This window comes from Pseudomonas sp. MPB23 (assembly GCF_046605395.1).
In the GTDB taxonomy this organism is placed as follows: domain Bacteria; phylum Pseudomonadota; class Gammaproteobacteria; order Pseudomonadales; family Pseudomonadaceae; genus Aquipseudomonas.
Genome location: NZ_CP176771.1, coordinates 6431278 through 6454477, shown reverse-complemented (window position 1 = coordinate 6454477; position 23200 = coordinate 6431278). Strand labels below are relative to the sequence as shown.

At 60.2% G+C, this 23200-nt stretch carries 24 protein-coding genes; 13 read left to right on the top strand and 11 right to left on the bottom strand.

The window, feature by feature from the left end; genetic code table 11:
- Positions 1-118: 118 nt before the first annotated feature.
- The 7 genes from mreC to tldD all read left to right on the top strand — a co-directional run bounded on the left by mreC (position 119) and on the right by tldD (position 10127).
- The gene (gene mreC, locus ACLH0J_RS29385) at positions 119-1216 is read left to right on the top strand and encodes a rod shape-determining protein MreC (protein WP_411392908.1); all 1098 of its coding nucleotides are present in this window, start codon (positions 119-121) and stop codon (positions 1214-1216) included.
- Complete coding sequence (mreD, locus tag ACLH0J_RS29380; protein ID WP_411390185.1) at positions 1216-1704, top strand: rod shape-determining protein MreD; 489 nt, start codon at positions 1216-1218, stop codon at positions 1702-1704. Before mreC ends, mreD begins: the two co-directional genes overlap by 1 nt.
- Positions 1705-1755: 51 nt before the next feature.
- Positions 1756-2352 (top strand): Maf family protein, encoded by a 597-nt coding sequence (locus ACLH0J_RS29375; protein WP_411390184.1) that lies wholly within the window; start codon positions 1756-1758, stop codon positions 2350-2352.
- Positions 2353-2422: 70 nt separating this feature from the next.
- On the top strand, positions 2423-3880 hold the full coding sequence (rng, locus tag ACLH0J_RS29370; RefSeq protein ID WP_010213134.1) for a ribonuclease G: 1458 nt from the start codon (positions 2423-2425) through the stop codon (positions 3878-3880).
- A 75-nt stretch (positions 3881-3955) separates the two neighbouring features.
- Entirely contained in the window at positions 3956-7771 is a 3816-nt protein-coding gene (locus ACLH0J_RS29365; RefSeq protein WP_411390183.1) for a YhdP family protein, read from the top strand.
- A gap of 48 nt (positions 7772-7819) precedes the next feature.
- The gene (locus ACLH0J_RS29360; protein WP_411390182.1) at positions 7820-8668 is read left to right on the top strand and encodes a carbon-nitrogen hydrolase family protein; all 849 of its coding nucleotides are present in this window, start codon (positions 7820-7822) and stop codon (positions 8666-8668) included.
- Between the two features lie 16 nt (positions 8669-8684).
- Positions 8685-10127: a metalloprotease TldD gene (gene tldD, locus ACLH0J_RS29355; RefSeq protein ID WP_321142639.1), complete on the top strand. Its 1443-nt coding sequence runs from the start codon at positions 8685-8687 to the stop codon at positions 10125-10127.
- A gap of 45 nt (positions 10128-10172) precedes the next feature.
- On the opposite strand, the gene yjgA is transcribed toward tldD, so the two are convergent.
- On the bottom strand, positions 10173-10694 hold the full coding sequence (gene yjgA / locus ACLH0J_RS29350; RefSeq protein WP_010567685.1) for a ribosome biogenesis factor YjgA: 522 nt from the start codon (positions 10692-10694) through the stop codon (positions 10173-10175).
- A 108-nt stretch (positions 10695-10802) separates the two neighbouring features.
- Here yjgA and pmbA point away from each other — a divergent pair, with 108 nt between their 5' ends.
- From pmbA to ACLH0J_RS29320, 6 genes are all read left to right on the top strand, one after another.
- Entirely contained in the window at positions 10803-12149 is a 1347-nt protein-coding gene (gene pmbA, locus ACLH0J_RS29345; RefSeq protein ID WP_411390181.1) for a metalloprotease PmbA, read from the top strand.
- A 148-nt stretch (positions 12150-12297) separates the two neighbouring features.
- Positions 12298-12693: a FagA protein gene (locus tag ACLH0J_RS29340; RefSeq protein ID WP_411390180.1), complete on the top strand. Its 396-nt coding sequence runs from the start codon at positions 12298-12300 to the stop codon at positions 12691-12693.
- Entirely contained in the window at positions 12686-14062 is a 1377-nt protein-coding gene (locus ACLH0J_RS29335) for a class II fumarate hydratase (RefSeq protein ID WP_411390179.1), read from the top strand. The genes ACLH0J_RS29340 and ACLH0J_RS29335 overlap by 8 nt, the downstream gene beginning before the upstream one ends.
- A gap of 27 nt (positions 14063-14089) precedes the next feature.
- Entirely contained in the window at positions 14090-14518 is a 429-nt protein-coding gene (locus ACLH0J_RS29330) for a hypothetical protein (RefSeq protein ID WP_411390178.1), read from the top strand.
- Between the two features lies 1 nt (position 14519).
- Positions 14520-15131, top strand: coding sequence for a superoxide dismutase (locus ACLH0J_RS29325; protein WP_411390177.1), 612 nt, complete (start codon positions 14520-14522; stop codon positions 15129-15131).
- 33 nt (positions 15132-15164) lie between these two features.
- Positions 15165-16058 (top strand): ZIP family metal transporter, encoded by an 894-nt coding sequence (locus ACLH0J_RS29320; RefSeq protein WP_411390176.1) that lies wholly within the window; start codon positions 15165-15167, stop codon positions 16056-16058.
- 34 nt (positions 16059-16092) lie between these two features.
- On the opposite strand, the gene ACLH0J_RS29315 is transcribed toward ACLH0J_RS29320, so the two are convergent.
- From ACLH0J_RS29315 to ACLH0J_RS29270, 10 genes are all read right to left on the bottom strand, one after another.
- Positions 16093-16365 carry an HPr family phosphocarrier protein gene (locus ACLH0J_RS29315; protein ID WP_411390175.1) on the bottom strand — a complete coding sequence of 91 codons (273 nt, stop codon included), beginning with the start codon at positions 16363-16365 and terminating at the stop codon, positions 16093-16095.
- A gap of 15 nt (positions 16366-16380) precedes the next feature.
- Positions 16381-17238, bottom strand: coding sequence for an RNase adapter RapZ (gene rapZ / locus ACLH0J_RS29310; RefSeq protein ID WP_411390174.1), 858 nt, complete (start codon positions 17236-17238; stop codon positions 16381-16383).
- A 2-nt stretch (positions 17239-17240) separates the two neighbouring features.
- Positions 17241-17705, bottom strand: a complete 465-nt coding sequence (ptsN, locus tag ACLH0J_RS29305; protein ID WP_411390173.1) for a PTS IIA-like nitrogen regulatory protein PtsN — start codon at positions 17703-17705, stop codon at positions 17241-17243.
- Between the two features lie 10 nt (positions 17706-17715).
- Positions 17716-18021, bottom strand: coding sequence for a ribosome hibernation-promoting factor, HPF/YfiA family (gene hpf, locus ACLH0J_RS29300; RefSeq protein WP_003171804.1), 306 nt, complete (start codon positions 18019-18021; stop codon positions 17716-17718).
- A gap of 75 nt (positions 18022-18096) precedes the next feature.
- Positions 18097-19590: an RNA polymerase factor sigma-54 gene (locus ACLH0J_RS29295; protein WP_078835131.1), complete on the bottom strand. Its 1494-nt coding sequence runs from the start codon at positions 19588-19590 to the stop codon at positions 18097-18099.
- A gap of 185 nt (positions 19591-19775) precedes the next feature.
- Entirely contained in the window at positions 19776-20501 is a 726-nt protein-coding gene (lptB, locus tag ACLH0J_RS29290; RefSeq protein WP_049709979.1) for an LPS export ABC transporter ATP-binding protein, read from the bottom strand.
- Positions 20501-21034, bottom strand: a complete 534-nt coding sequence (gene lptA / locus ACLH0J_RS29285; protein ID WP_411390172.1) for a lipopolysaccharide transport periplasmic protein LptA — start codon at positions 21032-21034, stop codon at positions 20501-20503. Before lptA ends, lptB begins: the two co-directional genes overlap by 1 nt.
- Positions 21021-21593: an LPS export ABC transporter periplasmic protein LptC gene (gene lptC, locus ACLH0J_RS29280; protein WP_411390171.1), complete on the bottom strand. Its 573-nt coding sequence runs from the start codon at positions 21591-21593 to the stop codon at positions 21021-21023. The genes lptA and lptC overlap by 14 nt, the downstream gene beginning before the upstream one ends.
- Before the next feature lie 8 nt (positions 21594-21601).
- Complete coding sequence (locus ACLH0J_RS29275; RefSeq protein WP_124403096.1) at positions 21602-22126, bottom strand: KdsC family phosphatase; 525 nt, start codon at positions 22124-22126, stop codon at positions 21602-21604.
- Positions 22127-23101, bottom strand: coding sequence for a KpsF/GutQ family sugar-phosphate isomerase (locus ACLH0J_RS29270; RefSeq protein ID WP_411390170.1), 975 nt, complete (start codon positions 23099-23101; stop codon positions 22127-22129).
- Positions 23102-23200 lie beyond the last annotated feature (99 nt).

The following is a 23200-nucleotide window of genomic DNA, read 5'->3' as shown; positions in this document are numbered from 1 at the left end:
TTCGCCCGCAGGCAGCACTTTGCAGTGCTGCCTGTTGGCGTTTATCTTCTTCAATCTGCATCCAGGCCGGTTAGATGCCGTATGAATAAAGAAAACATTTGCCTGGGAGGAGCGGCCTATTAAACCGCTTTTCGCCAAAGGCCCCTCATTGGGCGTGCGCTTATTGGTGCTGGTCGTGCTTTCGGTCGCGCTGATGGTGGTCGATGCCCGCTTCGCAGTGCTCAAGCCTGTGCGCAGCCAGATGTCGCTGGTGTTGATGCAGACCTACTGGATCACCGACCTGCCGCAACGTCTCTACCAGGGCGTGGCCAGCCAATTCGGCAGCCGCACCGAACTGGTCGCCGAAAACGAAAAACTCAAGACCGAAAACCTGCTGCTGCAGGGGCGCATGCAAAAGCTGGCGGCCCTCACCGAGCAGAACGTCCGGCTGCGCGAGTTGCTCAACTCTTCGGCGCTGGTCAACGAGAAGGTCGAAGTCGCCGAGCTGATCGGCATGGACCCCAACCCGTTTACCCATCGCATCATCATCAACAAAGGTGAGCGCGACGGCGTGGTCCTCGGGCAACCGGTACTCGATGCCCGCGGCTTGATGGGCCAGGTGGTCGAGCTGATGCCCTACACTTCGCGAGTGCTGCTGTTGACGGACACGACCCACAGCATTCCCGTGCAGGTCAACCGTAACGGCTTGCGCGCAATTGCCAGCGGTACCGGGAATCCGGAGCGCCTGGAATTGCGCCACGTAGCTGACACTGCCGACATCAAGGAAGGTGATCTGCTGGTCAGCTCCGGCCTGGGCCAGCGGTTCCCGGCGGGGTATCCGGTGGCGACGGTCAAGGAAGTGATTCATGACTCCGGCCAGCCATTCGCCATTGTGCGCGCGGTGCCCACTGCGGCCTTGAACCGCAGCCGCTACCTGCTGCTGGTCTTCAGCGACAACCGCACCCCGGAAGAGCGCGCCAACGACGCCGCCCAGGCCCAGGAAGCGGAAGACAAGAAGAACGGCACTGTGCCCGTTGTGCCGGCGACGGTGCCCAAACCCGCTGCGGCAACCCCGGCTGCACCGGCGACCCCGGTCACGCCTGCGGCAACACCAGCCAAGCCTGCGGCACACAGCGCAGCCCCGGTCAAACCAACCGCCACTAAACCGCCGGCTATCGCGCCCGCTACCAAGCCACCGGCCGCCGCCCCGGCAACCACGCGGCATAGGGAGGAATAATGGCCGGTACTCATTCGGGCAATGGCTGGATCGTCTGGCTGACCTTCGCCGTCGGCTTGCTGCTCAGCGTTTCGCCCCTGCCACAGTTCATGGAAATCCTGCGCCCGCTCTGGTTGGCGTTGCTGCTGGCCTTCTGGTCGCTGAACCTGCCGCACAAAGTGGGCATGGTCACCGCAATGTTCCTGGGCTTGGCGGAAGATGTGCTCTATGGCACCTTGCTGGGCCAGAACGCGTTGATCCTGACCTTGATCACCTTCCTGGTGCTGTCGTTGCAGCAACGTCTGCGCATGTTCCCGATGTGGCAGCAGTGCCTGGTGATCCTGGTGATCTTCGGCCTCGCACAACTGGTGCAGTTGTGGCTCAGCGCCTTGACCGGCAACCGTCAGCCAACCCTGGCGCTGGTGCTGCCGGCGCTGGTCAGTGCGCTGCTGTGGCCATGGATCAGTTTCGGTCTGCGTGGATTGCGTCGTCGTTATAAGATCAATTGAATGGATTGCGAGGCTCTGCCTGGTTATCGAACGCAACAGGGAGAGTCTGCAATGAATTCGCTATACCTGGCCTCGGGCTCCCCACGGCGGCGTGAACTGCTGACCCAGATCGGTGTGCCTTTCACCGTGGTCAGCGCCGCTATCGATGAAACCCCTCTTACAAACGAAATTCCTTTTTCCTACGTCGAGCGTCTTGCTCGTGGTAAGGCAGCGGCGGGTTTTGCCGCGCTTGGGCAGACCGCTGGCGCGTGTGTGCTCGGGGCTGATACCGCAGTGATTGTGGATGGCATGATTTTAGGCAAACCGGTGGATCAGGCCGACGCCCTGGCTATGTTGATGGCCCTGGCGGGGCGAGAGCATGAAGTGCTGACCGCCATCGCACTTACCGACGGTCAGCGCTGCGAAACCCGATGTGTAAGCAGTCTTGTACGTTTTCGCGGCATTTCTGTCGAGGAAGCTACCACCTACTGGCACAGTGGCGAACCGCAGGACAAAGCCGGCGGCTATGCTATTCAAGGACTTGGCTCGGTATTCGTGGCAGGGCTCAATGGCAGTTATTCCGCCGTGGTAGGCCTGCCAGTATGCGAAACCGCGCAACTGCTCGCTCAATTCGGCATACCCTGTTGGCAACACCTTACCGCGCGCTGAACGCCTGACTTGCGCGCCCAGCCTTAAGCGATCGGCCACTATTGTGAAAACGCCTGAACGAGACCCAGCCATGAGTGAAGAGATTCTGATCAATATCACGCCGATGGAATCGCGCGTGGCGGTGGTAGAGAACGGTGTTCTGCAGGAAGTGCACGTCGAACGTACCCAGAAGCGCGGGATCGTCGGCAATATCTATAAAGGCAAGGTGGTGCGCGTCTTACCGGGGATGCAAGCTGCATTCGTCGACATCGGCCTGGACCGTGCGGCGTTCATCCATGCTTCGGAAATTTCCCTGCGCGAAGGTCCGGCGGTGGAAAGCATCAGCGCTTTGGTGCATGAAGGGCAGAGTCTGGTGGTGCAAGTCACCAAGGACCCCATCGGCTCCAAGGGCGCTCGCCTGACGACCCAGCTATCGATTCCGTCGCGCTACCTGGTGTACATGCCGCGCACCGCCCATGTCGGTATTTCCCTGAAAATCGAAGACGAAGCCGAGCGCGAGCGCCTGAAAAAAGTGGTCAGCGACTGCGTGGCCGCCGAAGGCATCAAGGAAGCCGGCGGTTTTATCCTGCGCACCGCCGCCGAAGGTGCCGGCGCTGATGAAATCCTCATGGACATCCGCTACCTGCGGCGCCTGTGGGACCAGATCGGCGCGCAGATCAAGACCATCGGCGCCCCCAGTGTCATCTACGAAGACCTCGGCCTGGCCTTGCGCACCCTGCGCGACCTGGTCAGCCCGAAGATAGAGAAAATTCGCATCGACTCGCGTGAAACCTTCCAGCGCACCACGCAATTTGTCGCCGAGCTGATGCCGGAAATTGCCGACCGCCTGGAACATTACCCTGGCGAGCGGCCGATTTTCGACCTGTATGGCGTCGAGGACGAAATCCAGAAAGCCCTGGAGCGCAAGGTTCCGCTCAAGTCCGGCGGCTATCTTGTTGTCGACCCGGCGGAAGCCATGACCACCATTGACGTCAACACCGGAGCGTTTGTCGGTCATCGCAACCTCGAAGAAACCATCTTCAAGACCAACCTCGAAGCGGCCACGGCCATTGCCCGCCAACTGCGCCTGCGCAACCTGGGCGGCATCATCATCATCGACTTCATCGACATGGAAGACGAAGAGCACCAGCGCCAGGTACTGCGGACCCTGGAGAAACAGCTGGAACGCGATCACGCCAAGACCAATATCATCGGCATTACCGAGCTGGGCCTGGTGCAGATGACCCGCAAGCGCACCCGTGAAAGCCTGGAGCAGGTGCTGTGCGAGCCCTGCAGCAGTTGTCAGGGGCGCGGTAAGTTGAAAACCCCGGAAACGGTTTGCTACGAGATTTTCCGGGAAATCTTACGGGAGGCGCGGGCCTACCAGGCTGAAGGTTATAGAGTATTGGCCAACCAGAAAGTGGTCGACCGGCTGCTGGACGAAGAGTCGGGTAACGTCGCTGAGCTTGAGGGTTTTATCGGGCGCACGATTCGCTTCCAGGTCGAAACCATGTATTCCCAGGAACAATACGACGTGGTGCTGCTCTGATCCTCATTCGTTTATTCCTACGTGACCGGCGGACCTTGATCTGCCGTCCGACTACTGCTTTGAGGGTCGCCTGACATGGAGCGTCTGATACGCTTTTTTGCCGCTTTGACCCGCTGGGGCCTGGGGCTGTGTGCCTTGCTGCTGGTATTGGCGGCGCTCTACGTGAGCCTGGGGCGTGAATTGACCCCTCTGGTGGCCGAGTACCGTGCGCAAATCCAGGCCAAGGCTCAGGCTGCGGTGGATATGCCCTTGCAAATCGGTAGCCTGGAAGGCCGTTGGAGCGGTTTCGCTCCCGTACTGCTGGCCCACGACGTCATGGTCGGCCAGGGTAACAGTGCCTTGCGCCTGGACCAGGTCGAAGTGGTGCCCGACATCTGGGCCAGCCTGATGGCCCGCGAGGTCCGGCTTGCGCACCTTGAAGTCAGCGGACTGCAACTGAGCGTCAAGGAAGACAAGGACGGCCATTGGGCACTGCAAGGCCTGCCGGTACCGGACGACCAGCCGCTGGAGCCGGAGCAACTGCTCAAGCGCATGCAGATGATCAAGCGCGTCTCGTTGCTCGACAGCCAGGTGACTTTGCAACCATTCGACCAGGCGCCGCTGACCCTGACGTACGTGGGCCTGAGCCTGCAAACCGGCGCCACTCGCCAGCTTCTGGATGCCCGCCTGACCTTGCCCGACGGCCAGCCCCTGGCCCTGAACCTGCGCAGCCGCATCCGAGCCAGTCAGTGGAAGGACGGTGAAGTCGAGGCCTACCTGAGCCTGCCCCAGAGTGACTGGGCCAAGTGGGTCCCGGCCAAGCTGACGCAGCAGTGGAAACTCACCCAGTTCAAGGCGGGTGGCGAATTCTGGCTGACCTGGGCCAAGGGCGCCGTGCAAAGCGCGGTGGTACGCCTCAATTCGCCACAGGTGAAGGGTAGCTATGCCGACCGCCAGCCCGTGCATATCGAAAACCTGGCCCTGACCGCCTACCTGCAACGCAGCGATACCGGCCTCAAGGTGCTGTTCGATTCGCTGGCGATGAACCTCGGCGAGACCCGCTGGGAATCACGCCTGCAATTGCAGCAGACGCTGGCCACTGACAAAGACCAGGAAACCTGGAAGTTGCAGGCCGATCGTCTGGACCTGACACCGATTACCCCGCTGTTGAATGGCTTGGCTCCGTTGCCTGAAGGCTTCGCCAAAACCATCGAACACCTCAAGGCCACCGGCCTGTTGCGTAATGTGTTGGTGGATTTCCGTCCCCAGGACACGACCGACCAGAAAGTCAGCTTTGCAGCCAACCTTGATCGGGTGGGTTTTGATGCGTATTTCGGTGCACCGGCCGCGCGTAATGTCTCCGGCAGTATCAGCGGCGACCTGGGCCATGGCGAATTGCGCATGGACAGCAAGGACTTCTCCCTGCACCTGGATCCGATCTTCGCCAAGCCCTGGCAGTACATCCAGGCTAATGCACGCCTGACCTGGAAGCTGGATAAAGAAGGCTTCACCCTGATTGCTCCCTACATCAAGGTACTGGGGGAAGAGGGCAAGGTGGCGGCCGATTTCCTGATCCGCCTGCATTTCGACCCCAACCAGGAAGACTACATGGACCTGCGGGTCGGCATGGTCGATGGCGATGGGCGCTTTACCCCCAAATACCTGCCGGCGGTGCTGAGCCCGGCGCTGGACGAATGGCTGCGCACGGCGATTCTCAAAGGTGCGGTCGATCAGGGTTTCTTCCAGTACCAGGGCTCGTTGAACCACGACGCACTGCCGGCCGCGCGCAATATCAGCCTGTTTTTCAAGGTGCATGACGCCGAACTGGCGTTTCAGCCGGGCTGGCCCCATGTGGGCAAGGTCAGTGGCGAAGTGTTTGTCGAGGAGAGCGGTGTGCGCATCCTGGCCAGCAAGGGCCAGTTGCTCGACACTCAGGTCAACGACGTCTACGTCAATATTCCTCACGCGCCTGCGGGCAAGGACACTCACCTGCTGCTCACGGGCAGGTTTGCCGGTGGGCTGGGTGATGGCCTGAAGATTCTCCAGGAGGCGCCCATCGGGACGGCTTCGACCTTTGCCGGCTGGAAAGGCGAGGGCGACCTGCAAGGCAAGCTGGATCTGGATATCCCACTGGCCAAGGGCACTGAGCCGAAGATCGTAGTCGACTTCCAGACCGACAAGGCGCGCCTGCAATTGGCTGAGCCGGCCCTGGACCTGACCCAGCTCAAGGGTGATTTCCGCTTTGACAGCGCCAAGGGCCTGAGCGGGCAGAACATCACGGCCCAGGCGTTCGACCGGCCAATCTCCGCGCAGATTTTTGCCGATGGCAAACCGGGCACTATGAGCACCCGTGTCATCGCCAAGGGCCAGGTTACGGTCAAGCGGCTTACCGATTGGCTGAAAATCAGCCAGCCGCTGCCGGTTTCCGGCGATATTCCGTACCAATTGCAGGTCAATCTCGACGGTGCCGATAGCCAGTTGATGGTCAACTCCAACCTCAAAGGGGTGGCGATCGACCTGCCGGCACCCTTCGGCATGCCGACCAGCCAAGGGCGTGACAGTACATTCCGCATGACCCTGCAGGGCGCCGAGCGGCGTTACTGGTTCGATTATGGCGAACTGGCGAACTTCACCTTTGCCGCGCCGCCGGACAAATTCAATGAGGGCCGCGGCGAGCTGTTCCTCGGTGACGGCGATGCTGTGCTGCCCGGCGGCAAGGGCCTGCGTATCCGGGGTGTACTGTCGGAACTGGACATCGACCCATGGAAAAAACTGGTAGACCGCTACGCCGGCAACGATCCGGGAGGGAGTGCCAAGCAGTTGCTCAGTGGCGCGGATTTCAAGGTGGGCAAGCTGACCGGTTTCGGCACCCAATTCGATCAGGTCAGCCTGCAACTGGAACGTAAGCCGACCGCCTGGGGCTTGCAGCTCGCCAGCCAACAAGCCAAAGGCTCGGCGAACCTGCCGGACGCCAAGGGCGCGCCGATTGCGATCAACCTGCAATACGTGAAATTGCCGGCGGTCGATCCGACGGTGCAGGCTGACGAAAACGCGCCGGACCCGTTGGCCGCTGTCGATCCCAAGGACATTCCGGCAATGGATATCGCCATCGACCAACTGTTCCAGGGGCCTGACCTGATAGGCGCCTGGTCGTTGAAAATCCGCCCCACCGCCAAGGGCCTGGTCTTCAATAACCTGGACCTGGGGCTCAAGGGCATGCAGCTCAAGGGCGCCGGTGGGTGGGAGGGCGCGCCGGGAGACGGCTCCAGTTGGTACAAAGGGCGTCTGGATGGCAAGAATATCGGCGACGTGCTCAAGGGCTGGGGGTATGCGCCCACCGTTACCAGCGAGGATTTCCATCTGGATGTGGACGGTCGTTGGCCGGGGTCGCCGGCTTATGTCGGGCCCAAGCGCTTCTCCGGTAGCCTGGACGCGGCATTCCGTAACGGCCAGTTCGTTGAAGTGGAAGGTGGTGCCCAGGCCCTGCGGGTGTTCGGTCTGCTTAACTTCAACTCCATCGGTCGCCGTCTGCGCCTGGACTTCTCTGACTTGCTCGGTAAAGGCCTGAGTTATGACCGGGTCAAAGGCTTGCTCGCGGCCAGCAACGGTGTGTTCGTGACCCGTGAGCCCATCACCATGACCGGGCCTTCGACCAATCTGGAGCTCAATGGCACCCTGGACCTCGTCGCGGACCGTGTCGACGCCAAGCTGCTGGTGACCCTGCCGGTGACCAATAACCTGCCGATTGCGGCGTTGATCGTCGGGGCGCCGGCCATCGGTGGCGCGTTGTTCCTGATCGACAAGCTGATCGGTGACCGTGTGGCGCGCTTCGCCAGCGTGCAATACAAGGTCGAAGGCCCCTGGAAGGACCCGAAAATCACCTTCGACAAGCCATTTGAAAAGCCAAACTGAGAGCCTGTGGAGTAGCATGGCCGCATGCCTTTTATGGAGTGTCGGTCCATGTCCTTTGCGGTAATTCAACTGGTCAGCCAGAGCGATGTGCTGGCCAACCTGGCCCAGGCCCGGCGCCTGCTGGAGCAAGCAGCGGCCGGTGGTGCGAAGCTGGCGGTACTGCCGGAGAACTTCGCCGCCATGGGCCGCCGTGACATGGCCGATCTCGGTCGCGCCGAGGCGTTGGGCGAAGGCCCGATCCTGCCATGGTTGAAACAGGCCGCTCGCGACCTCACCTTATGGATAGTGGCTGGCACATTGCCGTTGCCCCCCAAGGACCATCCGAACGCCAAACCCAACGCGTGCTCGCTGTTGATCGATGATCGGGGCGAGATCGTCGCCCGTTATGACAAGCTGCACCTGTTCGATGTCGACGTGGCGGATGCCCGTGGTCGTTATCGTGAATCCGACGACTATGCTTTCGGAAGCGACGTGGTGGTGGCGGATACGCCGGTCGGCCGGTTGGGCCTGACGGTCTGTTACGACCTGCGCTTCCCCGAGCTGTACAGCGAGTTACGCGCTGCGGGGGCTGAATTGATCAGCGCGCCCTCGGCCTTTACCGCAGTCACCGGCGCCGCACATTGGGACGTGCTGATTCGCGCGCGCGCCATCGAGACCCAGTGCTACCTGCTGGCGGCTGCCCAGGGTGGTGTGCACCCCGGGCCACGGGAAACCTTCGGTCATGCGGCAATTGTCGACCCATGGGGGCGCATACTGGCGCAACAGAATCAAGGCGAAGCGGTGTTGCTGGCCGAACGCGACAGCAGTGAACAGGCGTCGATACGGGCGCGCATGCCGGTGGTCAACCATCGGCGCTTTTTCTCGCAGGGCGCACAGCGACCTGCATCAGAACGATGAATTTAAGGCCAAACCTATGAGCGAGTTGTTGTCCTCAGTCAGTGAACACCTCCTGGCACCCGGTGGCGTGACCATCGAAAGCTTGCAAACCGTGCTCGGCGATCTGGCCGGGCCGGGTATCGACGCGGCCGACCTGTATTTCCAGGGGCAGATTTCCGAGTCCTGGGCCCTCGAAGACGGCATCGTCAAGGAAGGCAGTTTCAACCTCGACCAAGGGGTGGGCGTGCGGGCGCAATCCGGTGAAAAAACCGGCTTTGCCTACAGCAACGCGATCACCCTGGAAGCCCTGGGCCTGGCGGCCCGTGCCGCCCGTTCGATTTCCCGCGCCGGCCAGAACGGCACGGTGCAGGCGTTCAGCACCCAGGACGTTGCCCAGTTGTACGCACCGGATAACCCCCTGGAAGTGATCAGCCGTGCGGAAAAGGTCGATCTGCTCAAGCGTATCGACGCGGCTACCCGTGCCCTTGACCCGCGTATCCAGCAGGTCACCGTGAGCATGGCCGGCGTATGGGAGCGGATTTTGGTGGCGTCCACCGATGGCAGCCTGGCAGCGGATGTGCGGCCGTTGGTGCGGTTCAATGTCAGTGTGATCGTCGAGCAGAACGGACGCCGCGAGCGCGGTGGCCATGGCGGCGGCGGGCGTACCGATTACCGTTATTTCCTCGCCGAGGACCGCGCCATGGGCTATGCCCGTGAAGCGTTGCGTCAGGCGCTGGTCAACCTGGAAGCCGTTCCCGCGCCTGCCGGCACCTTTCCGGTGGTATTGGGCTCCGGCTGGTCCGGCGTATTGCTTCACGAAGCCGTGGGCCATGGCCTGGAAGGCGACTTCAACCGCAAGGGCAGTTCGGCCTACAGCGGGCGCATGGGCGAAATGGTTGCGTCCAAGCTGTGCACTATTGTCGACGATGGCACCCTGGCCGGTCGCCGTGGTTCGCTGAGCATTGACGACGAAGGCACTCCAACCGAGTGCACCACGTTGATCGAAAACGGCGTGCTCAAGGGCTACATGCAAGACAAGCTCAATGCTCGCCTGATGGGAGTGGCCCGCACGGGTAACGGTCGTCGCGAATCCTACGCGCACCTGCCAATGCCGCGCATGACCAACACCTACATGCTCGCGGGCGAAAGCGACCCGGAGGAAATCATCGCCTCGGTGAAACGCGGGATCTACTGCGCCAACCTCGGTGGCGGCCAGGTGGATATCACCAGTGGTAAATTCGTGTTCTCCACCAGCGAGGCGTATCTGATCGAAGACGGCAAGATTACCGCGCCGGTCAAAGGCGCGACGCTGATCGGTAATGGGCCGGAAGCCATGAGCAAGGTGTCGATGGTTGGTAACGACCTGTCGCTGGACAGCGGCGTGGGCACGTGCGGTAAGGATGGGCAGTCGGTGCCGGTGGGCGTTGGTCAGCCAACCTTGAAGATTGATGCGATCACCGTGGGTGGCACGGGGTCGTAAGAGCGGGAGCTTCGGGTGGCGAAGACCGCCACCCGGGGAAGAGAATCAACGCAGGCCGCGTTGAGTCTCGTCCAGCTCACGGATGTACTTGAAGATTTTACGGCTGGTGGCCGGCGCCTTGTTTTGCGCCAGTTCGTGCTGGGCCTGACGGATCAGGGAGCGCAGTTGCTGGCGGTCCGCGTCCGGGTAGTCCAGTACGAATTTCTCCAGCACCGCGTCATCGCCCGAGATCAGGCGATCACGCCAACGTTCCAGGTTGTGGAAGCGTTCGTTGTACTGGCGAGTGGAGGCATCGAGTTGATCGAGCAAGGTCAGAATGGCGTCAGTGTCCTGGTCGCGCATCAGCTTGCCGATGAACATGATGTGCCGTTTACGCGCGATATTCGCGGTGTGCTTGGGCGCATCCGCCAGGGCCCGGCGCATTTCGTCGGTCAGTGGCAGTTTTGCAATCAAGTCAGGCTTGAGCGTTGTAAGGCGCTCGCCGAGGTCAACCAGCGCATGCAGCTCGCGTTTGACCTGGGTTTTGCTTTTCTCCCCATCGAGGGAGTCGTCGTAAGAATCAACCATGGTGGCAGTCCGCAAAGAAACGCCGCCATGATAACCAGTCGGGGGCCGCTTGTCCGGCCCGGTCGCTCGATGGCCTTAACCGAAAGCAGAATTTGAGTGGAGAAAACCATGAGTGCAGCCCAAAGCGTCGGTCCGCAAGCGTTACCGGCACTGCAGGAACAAGTCGAGCAGATTCTTGCCGAGGCCAAGCGCCAGGGGGCCAGTGCCTGCGAGGTGGCTGTGTCGCTGGAGCAGGGGCTGTCGACTTCGGTGCGTCAGCGAGAAGTTGAAACCGTCGAATTCAACCGTGACCAGGGGTTTGGCATCACCTTGTATGTCGGCCAGCGCAAAGGCTCGGCCAGCACGTCGGCCAGTGGGTCGGAGGCGATTCGCGAGACGGTGGCAGCAGCATTGGCGATCGCCAAGCACACCTCCGAGGATGAAAGCTCGGGCCTGGCCGATAAGGCGTTGATGGCCAAGGACCTGCAGGATTTTGACCTGTTCCATGCCTGGGACATCACGCCTGAGCAAGCCATCGAGCAGGCATTGATCTGCGAAGCAGCGGCGTTCGATGCCGATGCCCGCATCAAGAACGCTGATGGAACTACGTTGAATACCCATCAGGGATGTCGCGTGTATGGCAACAGCCATGGGTTCATCGGCGGGTATGCGTCCACGCGCCACAGTTTGAGCTGCGTGATGATCGCCGAGGCCGATGGCCAGATGCAGCGTGATTACTGGTACGACGTCAACCGTCAGGGCGACTTGCTGGCCGATCCGGTCAGCATCGGCCGGCGTGCTGCGCAACGTGCCGCCAGCCGTCTTGGCGCGCGCCCGGTGCCGACCTGTGAAGTGCCAGTGCTGTTTTCGGCTGAGCTGGCCGGTGGCTTGTTCGGCAGCTTCCTGGGGGCGATATCCGGCGGCAACTTGTATCGCAAGTCATCGTTCCTGGAAGGCGCGTTGGGGCAGAAGCTGTTTCCTGAATGGCTGACCATCGATGAGCGTCCGCACCTGATGCGCGCCATGGGCAGCTCGGCGTTCGATGGCGATGGACTGGCCACCTATGCCAAGCCGTTCGTCGAGAAGGGCGAGCTGGTGTCTTACGTACTCGGCACGTACTCCGGTCGCAAGCTCGGCCTGCCAAGCACCGCCAACTCCGGTGGCGTGCACAACCTATTCGTGACCCATGGCGATGAAGACCAGGCCGCGCTGTTGCGTCGTATGGGGCGTGGCTTGCTGGTGACCGAGTTGATGGGCCATGGCCTGAACATGGTCACGGGCGATTATTCCCGTGGTGCAGCGGGTTTCTGGGTCGAGAACGGTGAGATTCAGTTCGCGGTCCAGGAAGTCACCATCGCCGGCAATATGCGCGATATGTTCAAACAGATTGTGGCCGTGGGCAATGACCTGGAACTGCGTAGCAACATTCGCACAGGTTCGGTATTGATCGAGCGGATGACTGTCGCGGGCAGTTAATCCTTCTCCCGCTTCACAAAAAAAGCGCGCCATCTTACCGATGGCGCGCTTTTTTTATGCTGCTTATTCAGGTGGATTATTGGTCAGTGCTTGTTTTGATTCTCAATATCATTTAATAATAAATATCATTACCGAATGAGTGTGGATCATGAGTTCTGTCCTGCATGAGGATCCTTACCTGGAGAGCTGGCGCTGGATGAGTCGTCAGATTCGCTGCGGCCTCGATCCCAACGAGCCTCGCCTGATCGAACATTACCTCAACGAGGGTCGATACCTGGCGTGCTGTACTGCGACCCATCCGTGGACGATTGCTGAAACGTCATTCCGCCTGCTGATCGACACCGCCAGCGACATCGCATTGCCATGGCATTGGCGTTCACTGTGTCTGGACCAGGCCTGGCGACCGCTGCGCGACATGGAAACACTCTCCCACTGTGCCTGCCGCCTCAAGCGCTGGCAGACCTTTGCCTGGCAATTGGCGACGTGCGAATTACTGCCTTCCCTTTCCGTTTCCGACTTGGTTCAAGGATCTTCCGATGAGTAACACCCGTATCGAACGCGACAGCATGGGCGAACTGCAAGTACCGGCCGAAGCCTTGTACGGCGCACAAACGCAACGTGCGGTGAATAACTTCCCGATCAGTGGCCAACGTATGCCCGCACAATTCATTCGTGCGCTGATCCTGGCCAAGATTGCAGCCGCCAAGGTCAATGTCGACCTCAAGCAGATCGGCGAAGGGCAGGGCAAAGCCATTGTCGATGCTGCACAAGGCTTGCTGGAGGGCGATTTCATGCAGCACTTCCCGGTGGACATCTTCCAGACCGGCTCCGGCACCAGCTCCAACATGAACGCCAACGAAGTGATAGCGAGCCTGGCCAGCCGTTTGCTGGGCGAGCCGGTCAACCCTAACGACCACGTGAACTGTGGCCAAAGCAGCAATGACATCATCCCGACCACCATTCACGTCAGCGCTGCGCTGGTGCTGCATAAGCAAACGTTGCCAGCGCTGCTGCACCTGGTTCAGGTGATCGAGCAGAAGGCCACAGAGGTGCACCCGTTCATCAAGACCGGCCGCACGCACCTGATGGACGCCATGCCCGTGCGCATGAGCCAGGTGCTCAATGGTTGGGCGCAGCAGCTCAAAGCCAACATCGGACATCTGCAGGACTTGCTGCCAAGCTTGCAGGCTCTCGCCCAGGGCGGTACGGCCGTCGGTACCGGGATCAACGCGCATCCGGAGTTCGCTGTGCGCTTCAGCCAGCAACTGAGCCGCCTGACCGGTGTGGCATTCGCGCCGGGCAAGAACCTGTTTGCGCTGATAGGGTCCCAGGACACAGCTGTCGCCGTTTCCGGTCAATTGAAGGCTACCGCTGTGTCGCTGATGAAAATCGCCAATGACTTGCGCTGGATGAATTCCGGCCCCCTGGCCGGTCTTGGCGAAATCGAGCTGGAAGGCCTGCAGCCCGGATCTTCGATCATGCCGGGCAAGGTCAACCCGGTGATCCCGGAAGCGACTGCCATGGTCGCTGCGCAAGTCATCGGTAATGACACGGTGATCACCGTCGCTGGTCAGTCGGGCAATTTCGAGCTGAACGTGATGCTGCCGATCATTGCCCAGAACCTGCTTAGCAGTCTGGAACTGCTGGCCAATTCCAGCCGCCTGCTGGCGGACAAGGCCATTGCCAGCTTCAAGGTCAACGAAGCCAAGCTCAAGGAAGCGCTGTCGCGAAATCCGATCCTGGTCACCGCGCTCAACCCGATCATTGGCTACCAAAAGGCCGCTGAAATCGCCAAAAAGGCCTATCAGCAAGGCCGGCCAGTGATCGATGTTGCCCTCGAACACACCGACTTGCCTCGCAGCCAACTGGAAATCCTACTGGACCCGGAAAAGCTCACGGCTGGCGGCGTGTAATCCCCGACTCTGCTTTGGAGGTCCATCATGGAGCATTGGAAACGCACGATCGAACGGGCTAATCGCTGCTTTATGCAGGGCGAGCTGGTTGACGCTCGCGAGGCCTATTTGCAAGCCCTGGCCCTGGCCCAAGTGTTGTTCGAACGCTGGGCGAATGCCGACGAAGCCGTGGCGGCCTGTGTCATTTCCCATCACAACCTGGCGGATCTGCACCTGCGTCTGAACCAGCCGGAAGAGAGCGCCGAATACCTCTGCGCCATCCATCAGCGTCTGCTGCAGACCCTGCAGGACCCACGCTTGAGTCCGTCATTGCGAGAAGCGGCCTTGCGCCAGAGCAGCAAGACCTACGTCGAACTGTTGAATTTCATCAGCGATCACGGTGAATACCCGCGGACCCAACGCTTGCTGGGCGGTACTGCGCCGCAACCGGCTACTCCTCAATACGGAGCACACTGATATGAGCTACACCTTGCCTGCCTTGCCTTACGCCTACGATGCCCTTGAACCGCATATCGATGCGCAAACCATGGAAATTCACTACACCAAGCACCACCAGACCTACATCAATAACCTCAATGCGGCGGTCGAGGGCACGGAGTTTGCCGGTTGGCCGGTGGAAAAACTGGTGTCCAGCGTCCAGCAGTTACCAGAAACACTGCGTGCGGCGGTGATCAACCAGGGTGGTGGCCACGCCAACCACTCTTTGTTCTGGGCGGTGATGTCGCCTAACGGCGGCGGCAAGCCCGAGGGGGCGCTGGGCAAAGCCATCGACGAGCAATTGGGCGGTTTCGATCATTTCAAAGAGGCATTCACCAAAGCCGCCTTGACCCGGTTCGGCAGCGGCTGGGCCTGGCTGAGTGTGACCCCGCAGAAGACGCTGGTGGTGGAAAGCAGCGGCAATCAGGACAGCCCATTGATGAGCGGTAATACGCCGATCCTGGGCCTGGACGTTTGGGAGCACGCTTATTACCTGCGGTATCAGAACCGTCGCCCGGAATACATCAATGCTTTCTACAATGTTATTCACTGGCCGGAAGTCGCCGCGCGCTACCAGGCTGCATTGGCCTGATATTTACCTCCATAACAAGATCTAAGGCCGACTATGGGCACGGAAATACTGGCGATCAGCAGCGGGCGAATGTTTCGATATGCGCTTGGCTCGTTGCTGCTGTTGGCAGGTACTGCATTGCTGGTGGCCCACGGGTTGGCCTGGCTGGACCTGCAACCGCGTATTCTGCGGGCATTGCAGGGCGGCGCCATCTGTGCGCTCGGCACGGCGCTCGGCGCGGTGCCGGTGTTGGTGATCCGGCGGATGCCGGTGGCGTTGAGCGATACCTTGCTTGGCTTCGGCGCCGGGGTGATGCTGGCGGCGACTGCGTTTTCGTTGATTGTGCCGGGCATTGCCGCCGCTGAAGGCCTGGGGCTTTCGCCCTGGGGCGCCAGCGGCTTGATCAGCTTCGGCATCATGCTGGGCGCATTCGGGCTGTATCTGGTTGACCGCAAGGTCTCTGGTGCGAGTCCCGAAATGCTGGTGGGGACGCCGGAAAAACCGTTGATCCCGCCGCGCATCTGGCTGTTCGTGTTTGCCATCATTGCTCACAACATCCCTGAAGGTATGGCCGTGGGCGTTTCTGCCGGCGGTGGTATGCCGGATGCCGACAGTCTGGCGATGGGCATTGCCTTGCAGGACGTACCCGAAGGCCTGGTGATTGCGTTGGTATTGGCGGGGGTTGGGATGTCGCGGATCAGGGCCTTTTTGATCGGTGCGGCGTCAGGCCTGGTCGAGCCGGTATTTGCCGTGCTCTGCGCCTGGCTGGTGAGCCTGGCTGAGGTGCTGTTGCCTTTGGGGTTGGCATTGGCTGCGGGGGCGATGCTGTTGGTGGTGACTCATGAAGTCATCCCCGAATCGCGACGCAACGGTCACGAAAAGCTCGCCAGCCTGGGGCTGTGCATTGGGTTCTGTTTGATGATGGTGATGGATACCGCACTGGGGTGAAGCCTTCGGGGTTTCACGCCTGTCTCACGAGGGGTTATTCGCCCTCGTCGAAGTGGTTGTTGATCAGCTCCACCAGAGCATCCATCGCTTCCTGTTCTTGCTCGCCTTCCGTGCTCAAGTGGATCTTGGTGCCCTTGCCAGCGGCCAGCATCATCATAGCCATGATGCTCTTGCCATCGACCATGGATTCCGGCGTGCGCCCGGCGCGGATCTGGCAGGGAAACCGCCCGGCAACACCGACGAATTTGGCCGAGGCGCGGGCGTGCAGGCCCAGCTTGTTGATGATTTCAATTACCTGAGCGGGCATCGCGGGGTGTTCCTTTCAGCTAAGGTCGCGGTGGCGAACCTGGACGTTCTTGAGGGTTTTTTGCAGCATCTGGCCCAGGCGTTCGGTCAGGTAGACGGAGCGGTGGTGGCCGCCGGTACAGCCGATTGCGATGGTGACATAGGCCCGGTTACTCGCGGCAAAGCGCGGTAGCCATTTAAGCAGGTAGCTGGAGATGTCCTGGAACATCTCCTCCACATCCGGTTGTGCTGCCAGGTAATCCGCCACAGGCTGGTCCAGCCCGGACTGTTCACGCAGTTCAGGTTTCCAGTACGGATTGGGCAGGCAGCGCACATCGAACACCAGGTCGGCGTCCACCGGCATGCCGCGCTTGAAGCCAAAGGACTCCACCAGAAACGCCGTGCCGGGCTCCGGCTGGTTCAGCAGGCGCAGCTTGATGGCGTCGCGCAGTTGGTACAGGTTAAGGCTGGTGGTGTTGATCTTGAGGTCGGCGAGATCAATGATCGGACCGAGCAGCTTGCTTTCGTCTTCGATGGCTTCGGCCAGAGAGCGATGCGGGCTGCTGAGGGGGTGTCGTCGACGGGTCTCGGAGAACCGCTTGAGCAGGGTCTCTTCGTCGGCATCCAGGTACAGCACGTCGCAATGAATGTGCTTGGCTCGCACTTCTTCGAGCAACTGCGGGAATCGCTCGAGATGGCTGGGCAAGTTGCGGGCATCAATCGAGACGGCGACCAGCGGCTGCGCCAGTTCGGTATGGATCAATGCGCGTTCCGCCAGTTCCGGCAACAGGCCGGCGGGCAGGTTGTCGATGCAGTAGAAACCGTTGTCCTCAAGAACATTGAGGGCGGTGCTTTTACCCGACCCGGAGCGGCCGCTGACGATGATCAAACGCATGATTACCGCCCGTTCTGTTCATCCAGTACAACCTGGTACAGCGCCTCATTGCTGCTGGCGCTGCGCAGTTTGTCGCGTACTTCCTTGCGGTCGAGCATGCTGGCGATCTGCCGGAGCAGTTCCAGGTGCGCATCGGTGGCAGCCTGTGGGACCAGCAGTACAAACAGCAGGTCGACCGGGGCGCCGTCGATGGCGTCGAAATCAATGGGCGCTTCCAGGTGCAGCAGGGCGCTTACAGGTGTCTCGCAGCCCTTCAGGCGGCAGTGGGGAATGGCGATGCCGTTACCAAAACCGGTGGAGCCGAGTTTTTCACGGGCAATAAGCGCCTCATACACATCTTGCATCTCCAGATCAGGCACTTCGCGGCTGATCAGGTTGGCAATTTGTTCGAGGGCGTTTTTCTTGCTGCCGCCCGGCGCGTTCACAAGGGAACGGCCGGGGGTCAGGATGGTTTCAAGTCGGATCATGGGGGGAGAGTTAACGACCTGTACCTTGCATCAGGTGCAGATTCTTTTCCTTATGCTTTATGAGTTGGCGGTCCAGCTTGTCGTAGAGCGAGTCGATCGCCGCATACATGTCCTCGTGCTCAGCATTGGCGACGAGCTTGGCATTCGGTACGTGCAGGGTGGCCTCGATTTTCTGTTTGAGCTTATCGACCTCCATGATGACCTGCACGTTGGTGATCTTGTCAAAATGCCCCGCAAGCTTGTTCAGCTTGCTCTCGGTGTACTCACGCAGGGGCTTGGTGACTTCCAGCTGGTGTCCACTGATGTTGACTTGCATACAGCTTCTCCTTCGTTGCCAGTGCATAAAGCGGCAGGCAAAAACGCCTGCCACTGGAACGCTGTGGCCCGCCCGTCACATCAAACGCTTTCGCTCGCTGGAAGGCGCGATCCCTAGGGACTCGCGGTACTTGGCGACGGTTCGACGGGCGACCTGAATGCCTTGTGCCTCCAGTAAACCAGCGATCTTGCTGTCACTCAACGGCTTTTTCTGATTTTCCGCGGCAACCAGTTTTTTGATGATCGCGCGGATCGCCGTGGACGAGCATTCGCCGCCTTCGGAGGTGCTGACGTGGCTGGAGAAAAAGTATTTCAGCTCATATATACCCCGTGGGGTATGCATGAATTTTTGCGTGGTTACCCGGGAAATCGTCGATTCATGCATGCCCACCGCTTCGGCGATGTCATGCAGAACCAGCGGTTTCATCGCTTCGTCGCCGTATTCCAGGAAGCCGCGTTGGTGCTCGACGATCTGGGTGGCCACTTTCATCAGGGTTTCGTTGCGGCTTTGCAGGCTCTTGATGAACCAGCGCGCTTCCTGCAACTGGTTGCGCATGAAGGTGTTATCGGCGCTGGTGTCGGCGCGGCGCACAAAGCCGGCGTATTGTGGGTTGACCCGCAGGCGTGGCACTGACTCCTGGTTCAGCTCCACCAGCCAACGCTCGTTATGCTTGCGCACGATCACGTCGGGTACGACGTATTCGGCTTCAGTGGACTCGATCTGCGAGCCTGGGCGTGGGTTGAGGCTTTGCACCAGCTCGATGACCTGGCGCAGGTCGTCTTCCTTGAGCTTCATGCGGCGCATCAACTGGCTGTAGTCGCGACTGCCCAGCAGGTCGATGTAGTCGGTGACCAGGCGCTGGGCCTCAACGAGCCAAGGGGTTTTGGCGGGCAGTTGGCGCAATTGCAGCAACAGGCACTCGCTGAGGTTGCGTGCGCCAATGCCGGCGGGCTCGAACTGCTGGATGCGGTGCAGGACGGCTTCGATTTCGTCCAGCTCGATGTCCAGTTCCGGGTCGAAGGCTTCAAGGATCTCTTCGAGCGTCTCGTCCAGATAGCCCTGGTTATTGATGCAGTCGATCAGGGTTACGGCGATCAGACGATCGGTGTCGGACATCGGCGCCAGGTTCAATTGCCATAGCAAGTGGCTCTGAAGGCTCTCGCCAGCGGAGGTGCGGGTGGTGAAATCCCACTCGTCGTCATCGTTACTGGGCAGGCTGCTGGCGCTGGTCTGGTAGACGTCTTCCCAGGCGGTGTCTACGGGAAGTTCGTTGGGAATGCGTTCGTTCCAGTCGCCTTCCTCAAGGTTGTCCACCGTCGGGGCGGTTTCCTGGTAGGAGGGTTCCTGTACGTCGGAATTGGGTTTTTGCTCGATGTTGTCGGCCAGTGGGTCTGCATTATCGAAGTCGTCGCCTTCTTCCTGGCGTTCGAGCATCGGATTGGACTCCAGGGCCTCCTGGATTTCCTGTTGCAGGTCCAGGGTCGACAATTGGAGCAGGCGGATGGCCTGTTGCAGCTGCGGTGTCATCGTCAGCTGCTGGCCCATTCTCAGGACTAGCGATGGTTTCATGGCAGGGGCTTAACACCTTATTCGCCGGCGCAATGCGCCATCCACGACAGGGCGCGTGAGCGCCAAACATAAGCAAATTATATGCCTGATATCGGGGGCTTTGCCTAGAGCGCGGTAACAATAAAAATCCGGAGGTTTTCATTGACTCCCGCGCGCCTTGGCGAACGGCCGTGACACCACGGTACTTATAGGCGGAACTCGTGACCCAGGTACACTTCCTTGACCAGTTCGTTGGCGAGGATGGTGGCGGAATCGCCTTCGGCAATCAGCTGTCCATCGTTGACGATATACGCGGTTTCGCAGATATCGAGGGTCTCACGGACGTTGTGGTCGGTGATCAGCACGCCAATGCCTTTGGCCTTGAGGTGGTGGATGATCTGCTTGATGTCGCCTACCGAGATCGGGTCGACGCCTGCAAACGGTTCGTCCAGCAGGATGAACTTGGGGGCGGTGGCCAGGGCTCGGGCGATTTCCACGCGGCGACGCTCGCCACCGGACAGGCTCATGCCGAGGTTGTCGCGAATATGGTTGATATGGAACTCCTGGAGCAGGCTTTCCAATTCCTTGCGACGGCCATCACGGTCGAGTTCCTTGCGGGTCTCGAGGATCGCCATGATGTTGTCGGCGACCGACAGTTTGCGAAAGATCGATGCTTCTTGCGGAAGATAGCCGATGCCGGCGCGGGCACGACCGTGCATCGGCTGGTGGCTGACATCCAGGTCGTCGATCAGAACACGACCCTGGTCCGCCTGGACCAGGCCGACGATCATATAGAAGCAAGTAGTCTTGCCGGCACCGTTGGGACCGAGCAAGCCGACGATCTGACCACTGTCGATCGACAGGCTGACGTCGCGCACGACCTGACGGCCTTTATAGGCCTTGGCCAGATGCTGGGCTTTCAGGGTTGCCATTACTCGGCCTTCTTCTTCGGCTGGATAACCATGTCGATACGTGGACGCGGCGCGGTGACCTTGTTGCCATTGGCGCGACCGGCGTTAGCGATCTGTTTCACGGTGTCATAGGTGATCTTCTCACCTTCCGTGGAGTTGCCATCGGGGCTGAGCACTTTGGCCTGGTCGATCAGGACGATGCGGTTTTGCTGGGCATGGTACTGGATGGTCTTGCCGTAGCCTTTCATCGGACCGCTATCGCTGGCGGACTGCTTCTGTTCAAAATAAGCCAGGTTGCCGACCGAAGTGACCACGTCAATGTCACCGGATGGAGTGCGAGTCAGTGTCACCGTGTTGCCGGTGATCTTCATCGAGCCCTGGGTGATGATCACGCCACCGGTATAAGTGGCGACGCCTTGCTTGTCATCCAGTTGCGCATCGTCAGCCGAGATGTGGATCGGTTGCTGGCTATCGTTCGGCAGAGCCCAGGCGCTCACGCTTCCCAGTGCTGCGCCCAGACTGAGCAAAATAGGGAGAGTTTTAACGAGCCTCATACTGTCCTCTTACGTTCGATAGCAGGTGTATCCTGCTTTCTTTCAAATACGCTTTCATTCCCTTGCCAGTTGATACACCGCCAGCGCCGTCGATTCTAACGTCTTGCTCGGTCTGGGCATATTGCTTCTGCGGGAATACGGTCATGCGGCTGGTGGTAATCACCGTGTCGCGGTTCTTGGCGTCGGTGCGCGCAACGCGCACTGAGTCAATCAGTTCCACCTCGGTACCGTCCGGGTTGACCTCGCCACGCTTACTGGTGACGTGCCATGGAAACTCGGTACCGCGATAAATGTTCATGTCCGGGTTGGTCAGCAGGGTGACTTCAGTCGCCTTCATATGTTCGACCTTGTCCGAGGTCATCTCGTACTGCAACTTGCCATCAGGCAGGAACTGCACACTTTTAGCATGCGTGGCGTAGTAGTCGATTGCACCTTCGTCGACCTGCGCTGCAGGCTGGTCGAGAAAGCGCTCCGGGCTGATATTCCAGTAGCCCACCGCCAGGAATAACGCGGCGATGACTGCGAACAGCAGGAAGTTGCGAATCTTTTTGCTCAGCATAAAACGCTCTATAGGTAGGCGGCGTGGGCCGCTTCAAGGCTGCCCTGGGCACGTAGGATCAGCTCGCAGAACTCGCGGGCTGCACCTTCGCCACCGCGCGCGGCGGTGATGCCATGGGCGTGCTCGCGAACAAACGCCGCGGCATTGGCAACGGCCATGCCCAGGCCCACGCGACGGATCACCGGCAGGTCTGGCAGGTCATCGCCCAAGTAGGCGACCTGCTCGTAGCTTAGGTTGAGTTGGCCAAGAAGCTCGTCCAGAACCACCAGTTTATCCTCACGGCCCTGATACAGGTGAGGAATCCCCAGGTTTTGTGCGCGGCGTTCCACAACGGGAGTTTTTCTGCCGCTGATAATCGCCGTTTGCACGCCCGCAGCCATCAACATCTTGATGCCCTGGCCGTCGAGGGTGTTGAACGTCTTGAATTCGCTGCCGTCTTCGAGAAAGTACAGGCGGCCATCGGTCAGTACGCCGTCAACGTCGAAAATCGCCAGCTTGATGTGTTTGCCGCGTTGCAAAAGGTCGCTGGTCATTTACATCACTCCCGCACGTAGCAAGTCGTGCATGTTCAGGGCGCCAATCGGGCGGTCGTCGCTATCGACCACCACCAGTGCGCCGATCTTGTGGTCTTCCATGATCTTCAGCGCTTCGGCCGCCAGCATTTCGGCGCGGGCTGTCTTGCCGTGGGGCGTCATCACGGTGTCGATGGTGGCGGTGTGGATATCGATGGTGCGGTCCAGGGTGCGACGCAAGTCACCATCGGTGAACACCCCGGCCAGGCGTCCGTCGGCTTCCAGGATGACAGTCATGCCCAGGCCTTTGCGCGTCATCTCCATCAGCGCTTCCTTCAACAAGGTGCCGCGCTGGACGTGCGGCAATTCATCGCCCGAATGCATGACGTTTTCCACTTTAAGCAACAGGCGACGGCCGAGGGCGCCACCGGGGTGGGAAAACGCGAAGTCTTCAGCGGTAAAACCGCGGGCTTCCAGCAATGCCACGGCCAGGGCGTCGCCCATGACCAGGGCTGCGGTTGTGGAGGAGGTGGGCGCGAGGTTCAGCGGGCAGGCTTCGTGGGTCACGTGAACATTCAGGTTGACCTCGGCGGCCTTGGCCATGGTCGATTCCGGATTGCCGGTGATGCTGATCATCTTGATGCCCAGGCGCTTGATCAGCGGCAGCAGGGTCACGATTTCGTTGGTGGTGCCGGAGTTGGACAGCGCCAGGATGATGTCATCCTTGGTGATCATGCCCATGTCGCCGTGACTGGCCTCGGCCGGGTGCACGAAAAATGCTGTGGTCCCGGTGCTCGCCAAGGTGGCGGCGATTTTGTTGCCGATATGGCCTGACTTGCCCATGCCCACTACGACAACGCGGCCTTTGCTGGCCAGAATCATCTCGCACGCGCGTACGAAATCCGCGTCGATATGGGCCAGCAAGCCCTCTACGGCTTCAAGCTCTAGGCGGATGGTGCGTTGTGCGGATTGAATAAGGTCGCTGGATTGGCTCATGTCTGAAATCGTATAGCCTGACGAAAAGGCGGCGATTATAGCGGTAATGATCAATTCCCTCACGCAAGTTCGTCAGGCTTTCGTCGTCAGGCGCCTGAG

Excerpts from the sequence above, each read along its gene's own strand:
- mreD (WP_411390185.1), top strand. The coding sequence starts at position 1,216 with ATGGCCGGTACTCATTCGGGCAATGGCTGGATCGTCTGGCTGACCTTC.
- ACLH0J_RS29375 (WP_411390184.1), top strand. The coding sequence starts at position 1,756 with ATGAATTCGCTATACCTGGCCTCGGGCTCCCCACGGCGGCGTGAACTG.
- rng (WP_010213134.1), top strand. The coding sequence starts at position 2,423 with ATGAGTGAAGAGATTCTGATCAATATCACGCCGATGGAATCGCGCGTG.
- ACLH0J_RS29365 (WP_411390183.1), top strand. The coding sequence starts at position 3,956 with ATGGAGCGTCTGATACGCTTTTTTGCCGCTTTGACCCGCTGGGGCCTG.
- ACLH0J_RS29360 (WP_411390182.1), top strand. The coding sequence starts at position 7,820 with ATGTCCTTTGCGGTAATTCAACTGGTCAGCCAGAGCGATGTGCTGGCC.
- tldD (WP_321142639.1), top strand. The coding sequence starts at position 8,685 with ATGAGCGAGTTGTTGTCCTCAGTCAGTGAACACCTCCTGGCACCCGGT.
- yjgA (WP_010567685.1), bottom strand. The coding sequence starts at position 10,694 with ATGGTTGATTCTTACGACGACTCCCTCGATGGGGAGAAAAGCAAAACC.
- pmbA (WP_411390181.1), top strand. The coding sequence starts at position 10,803 with ATGAGTGCAGCCCAAAGCGTCGGTCCGCAAGCGTTACCGGCACTGCAG.
- ACLH0J_RS29340 (WP_411390180.1), top strand. The coding sequence starts at position 12,298 with ATGAGTTCTGTCCTGCATGAGGATCCTTACCTGGAGAGCTGGCGCTGG.
- ACLH0J_RS29335 (WP_411390179.1), top strand. The coding sequence starts at position 12,686 with ATGAGTAACACCCGTATCGAACGCGACAGCATGGGCGAACTGCAAGTA.
- ACLH0J_RS29330 (WP_411390178.1), top strand. The coding sequence starts at position 14,090 with ATGGAGCATTGGAAACGCACGATCGAACGGGCTAATCGCTGCTTTATG.
- ACLH0J_RS29325 (WP_411390177.1), top strand. The coding sequence starts at position 14,520 with ATGAGCTACACCTTGCCTGCCTTGCCTTACGCCTACGATGCCCTTGAA.
- ACLH0J_RS29320 (WP_411390176.1), top strand. The coding sequence starts at position 15,165 with ATGGGCACGGAAATACTGGCGATCAGCAGCGGGCGAATGTTTCGATAT.
- ACLH0J_RS29315 (WP_411390175.1), bottom strand. The coding sequence starts at position 16,365 with ATGCCCGCTCAGGTAATTGAAATCATCAACAAGCTGGGCCTGCACGCC.
- rapZ (WP_411390174.1), bottom strand. The coding sequence starts at position 17,238 with ATGCGTTTGATCATCGTCAGCGGCCGCTCCGGGTCGGGTAAAAGCACC.
- ptsN (WP_411390173.1), bottom strand. The coding sequence starts at position 17,705 with ATGATCCGACTTGAAACCATCCTGACCCCCGGCCGTTCCCTTGTGAAC.
- hpf (WP_003171804.1), bottom strand. The coding sequence starts at position 18,021 with ATGCAAGTCAACATCAGTGGACACCAGCTGGAAGTCACCAAGCCCCTG.
- ACLH0J_RS29295 (WP_078835131.1), bottom strand. The coding sequence starts at position 19,590 with ATGAAACCATCGCTAGTCCTGAGAATGGGCCAGCAGCTGACGATGACA.
- lptB (WP_049709979.1), bottom strand. The coding sequence starts at position 20,501 with ATGGCAACCCTGAAAGCCCAGCATCTGGCCAAGGCCTATAAAGGCCGT.
- lptA (WP_411390172.1), bottom strand. The coding sequence starts at position 21,034 with ATGAGGCTCGTTAAAACTCTCCCTATTTTGCTCAGTCTGGGCGCAGCA.
- lptC (WP_411390171.1), bottom strand. The coding sequence starts at position 21,593 with ATGCTGAGCAAAAAGATTCGCAACTTCCTGCTGTTCGCAGTCATCGCC.
- ACLH0J_RS29275 (WP_124403096.1), bottom strand. The coding sequence starts at position 22,126 with ATGACCAGCGACCTTTTGCAACGCGGCAAACACATCAAGCTGGCGATT.
- ACLH0J_RS29270 (WP_411390170.1), bottom strand. The coding sequence starts at position 23,101 with ATGAGCCAATCCAGCGACCTTATTCAATCCGCACAACGCACCATCCGC.